Origin of the sequence: Chryseobacterium sp. MYb328 (assembly GCF_037572595.1) — a bacterium.
Taxonomy (GTDB): domain Bacteria; phylum Bacteroidota; class Bacteroidia; order Flavobacteriales; family Weeksellaceae; genus Chryseobacterium; species Chryseobacterium pennae.
Window position 1 is genome coordinate 1 of the sequence record NZ_JBBGZQ010000050.1, and the last position, 3694, is coordinate 3694.

Here is a 3694-nt window from a genome sequence, read left to right on the forward strand (position 1 = left end):
GTTTGGGAGGCGGAATGGATAACCGTGTAAAATCCATCCAAACCAGAAGCGGACACCGAATTGTTTTCACAGAAGATGAAAGCATCATCATCACAGATAAAAGTGGCAACGAGATTCATTTGGATACTACCGGAAGCAATATCAACATCACGGCACCGGAAACAATTAATATGACTGCCAGAAATATTAATATCACGGCCTCTGAAAATATTACTTCAACAGCCGGAATGAATATTACTGAAAGTGCTGGAGCAAATCATCTGAGTACGGCAGGAGGAAATATTTGGCAAAATGCAGTTTTAAATTATAATTTGAATGCAACTAATATTATGAATACTGCCTCTGAAAACTTTACTTATGATGCTACAGATATTCATAAAAATGCATCTGAAGGAATTGAAGTTGTTGCCTCAAAGGATTATATACAGAATAGTGAACAGACTATTCATAATTTATCTGGCGAAAAGGGACATAATGCGTAATATTTCAATATAAAAGTATTAAAACATGGCAACGAAAAAGAAAGGGAATATACAGGTCTTTGCTAAAAATATACGAGGTACAGCAAATGGGGGGATTTTAGAAGAAAGTAAATATACTAGGAATATTTCTGGTGGAAGACATGTACAGAATGGTCTGGCTGGTGGGGTTAATAATGATGTGAATAAAGAAAGAAGTCTTGTTGAAGAAACAAGAGTGAAAAACATAGAGAGTCTTGATAAATTTGAAGAGGGTTCTGCTAACGATGGATCAGGCATCAATAAAAAGGAAGGAATTCTATATGGTAAAACTTATAGATTTAAAGTCAAAGAATATACAAATGGGGAACCTAGAAATCCAAATAGTATCCGATGGGCAATAGAATATATTGATCCTGAAACAGGTAGAAAAGTAGAAAATATTTTGACGAATAAAGATTATAGGGGGATTGAACTAAATGTAAATTTTACTTCTCATGAGTGTTGTGGAGGAAATTTGGAAGTTAGGGCATATATTGAAAACCCTGAAATAGAGGGAAAATTGCCTGTATTTATGCATAATAGATTTAGGTGGTTTGATAGAAAAATATTAGAAAACCAAGTAGAACAAAGACGAGATAAACCATATTTAGCCGATCAAAATGATACTCCGACTTGTGGAATGGCTGCAATTTTATATATATTGGCCAAAAAGGATTTTGAAAAGTATAAAAATTTTGTATTAACGTTACATCGAACAGGAATAGGTATTTGTAATAATTATAAAGTGGATGTTGATGAAAGTAAGCATTTGCTAGAAATGAATCCGGTTACAAATACAAAATATCCAAGCAATCCAAATAAAATGCCTTATGCTGACTGGATACCATTTTCTTGTATGCGAGATAAAGAAAATGAAATGAAAGATTTTGATGGAGAAAATGATGAAGTTTTTGATGGATCAACACTGCCTAGAGAATTAAGTAAATTGATGAGTGATGTATTGAATTTTACCTCGGTTACTGACAATACTAATGTTGTATTTACTAAAGGTGCATTACCTTGGGATGGTGAAGATTCTTCTTCAAGAGAGGTTGCAAAAATGCAGGAACTTTATTTGGATGGTTATACCGTATGTATGTTAATTAATGCAAATATGTTATCGAATAAAAAATCTGGAGTATTTACACCCATTGAACATTGGATAGTTTTTGAAGGAGTGATAGGAGGAACGATCACTCCAGATGTTTATGATTTTGAAGTGTTTACTTGGGGGGAGATTAGAAAGGTGATTATTAATCCTTCTGTTTTTAGTACTAACTTTTATGGATACGTTTATGGAAAATAAAAAAGTATTATGTTTATTTTTATTCTTTTTTGCATGTAAAGAAAAAAAAAATGAACAGTGTAATTTAGGTGATATTCCTATGGGAAGTTATGTTTTTTTTAAAGGGTTTAATGATAAAATTGATAAGATTACTTTTGAAAGTTTATCATCTAAAAATAGAGTTTTTTCTTATCAAAATCCTAATTTGGAGTATAATGGAGTAAAGGAATTTCGTTTGAAAATAAATAGAGCTACGATTGACATTCTCCAGAAAGATTGCGTAATTATTATTGATGATAGTTTGAAATTTAAAATTTCAGGAGTAAAGATAAATAAGGTACAGAGGTCAACAATGTGGAATAAAAAGCTTTTTTGTGAACTAAACGAATATAAATTAAATGACTCCCTTATTGAAAATCACGATGGTATTTTTGTTTACAAGTAGTTATTGATCAAGAATGAGATTTTTTTATGGAAATTTCAATGGGATATTATGAGAAAGGATCCTAATTTGATAGAATTGGTAAAAAAATAAAATAATGAGAACATATTTTCAGATATATTGTCTAATGCTCTCTGCAGGCTCGATTATGATGTCTTGTCAGTCAAAAACATATAATAAAGAAACAAATATTACAACTAATCAGTTTACAATGAAAGAACAGTTTCCAAACCATCAGACTGCCTTTGAAAAAATAAATGATGAGATTATTTGGTATAATCCTACAGGTGATAAACTTTTTATGATAGATTTAAAAAAATCTCTATTTACCACTTATCAACCAGATATTGACTATTCTCTATATTTGTTCAAAGTAAATGATTTTCTTTATTTTTCTCCCAAAATAATAAAGGAGAATTCCACATTTGCTACAGGCAATGTGGGAACAGGGATGGGAGTTTTTTCTACAGAAAAAATGATTAATGATTTAGGGTTAATTGAGAAAGAGAAAATAGAATATCCCAATGATGATGGAAAAATGGGAATATATAATGTTACTTATAGTTATAACAAATTTGCACAACTTTTAAAAATTAAACAAGATAGAGATATCATTTTGGAATATAAATATGATGAAAATGCTAAAATCATAGAAGCTGAAACGCCAAAAGGACAAAGAAAGTTTAAGTACAATAATGAAGCACAAATTGACAAAGAGGAAATAACTAATAAGAATGGATCGAAGAATATTTTAAATTATCGTTACAATTCTTCAAAACAGATTGAAAAAAAATATAATGATGATGAGACTTTGGTAAAAGAGTATCAATATGATTCAAATAAAAAACTTATTAGCATTATTGAATATTCAGGGATAATAGACAAGAACGATCCAAGTGTGATAATTAATCATTTTATCAAAAAAAGTTATACGTATAATGCTGACAAGGTCATTGAAGAAAAACAGTATGAATATAATATTGCCAGTTCTTCAGTTGTAGTTAATCATAAAAGAATACCTATAACAATTGCAGAACAAAAGAAAGTAGCTTGGCAAAAACTAAGGGATCAATCAGAAATTCCGTTATCAGGGATTGAAAAAAAATATTCTTATCAATCAAATGAAATAAATGTTGGTATTAATAAATATAGTTTTTCTATCACTTTAGCAAAAGGTAAATCAGAAAAAAATAAAGAACTTCTAGATTCTGAAACAATTAAATACAGATTAGATAATATTGGAAGAATCATAAAACAAGAGGTCTATAATAAGAAAGAGCTTGTGAAAACACAAGAGTTTTATTATTAAAGTGTTTAAAAAGATAGGAGCTATGATTACTAAGTAATGTGAAAGGACTTCAGAATTACACATTATCAACATTCATACAAAGAAAGACTGTCCCTTATAAAGACGGTCTTTTTTGCCCTGTTATGAAAAATTATATCGATCAATTGTTGTCTATCTCA

General features: G+C 29.7%; 3 protein-coding genes and 1 pseudogene. All 4 read left to right on the forward strand.

Annotated elements, in window-relative coordinates:
• Nucleotides 1-482: pseudogene (locus WH267_RS24955) on the forward strand (Vgr family protein); the annotation flags it as partial.
• Nucleotides 483-507: 25 nt separating this feature from the next.
• Nucleotides 508-1806 (forward strand): hypothetical protein, encoded by a 1299-nt coding sequence (locus WH267_RS24960; RefSeq protein WP_340011700.1) that lies wholly within the window; start codon nucleotides 508-510, stop codon nucleotides 1804-1806.
• The gene (locus WH267_RS24965) at nucleotides 1796-2230 is read left to right on the forward strand and encodes a hypothetical protein (RefSeq protein WP_340011701.1); all 435 of its coding nucleotides are present in this window, start codon (nucleotides 1796-1798) and stop codon (nucleotides 2228-2230) included. Before WH267_RS24960 ends, WH267_RS24965 begins: the two co-directional genes overlap by 11 nt.
• 94 nt (nucleotides 2231-2324) lie before the next feature.
• Complete coding sequence (locus WH267_RS24970) at nucleotides 2325-3536, forward strand: hypothetical protein (protein WP_340011702.1); 1212 nt, start codon at nucleotides 2325-2327, stop codon at nucleotides 3534-3536.
• The last annotated feature ends 158 nt before the right edge of the window (nucleotides 3537-3694 follow it).

Coding starts and splice junctions, on each gene's coding strand:
- WH267_RS24960 (WP_340011700.1), top strand. CDS start 508: ATGGCAACGAAAAAGAAAGGGAATATACAGGTCTTTGCTAAAAATATA.
- WH267_RS24965 (WP_340011701.1), top strand. CDS start 1,796: ATGGAAAATAAAAAAGTATTATGTTTATTTTTATTCTTTTTTGCATGT.
- WH267_RS24970 (WP_340011702.1), top strand. CDS start 2,325: ATGAGAACATATTTTCAGATATATTGTCTAATGCTCTCTGCAGGCTCG.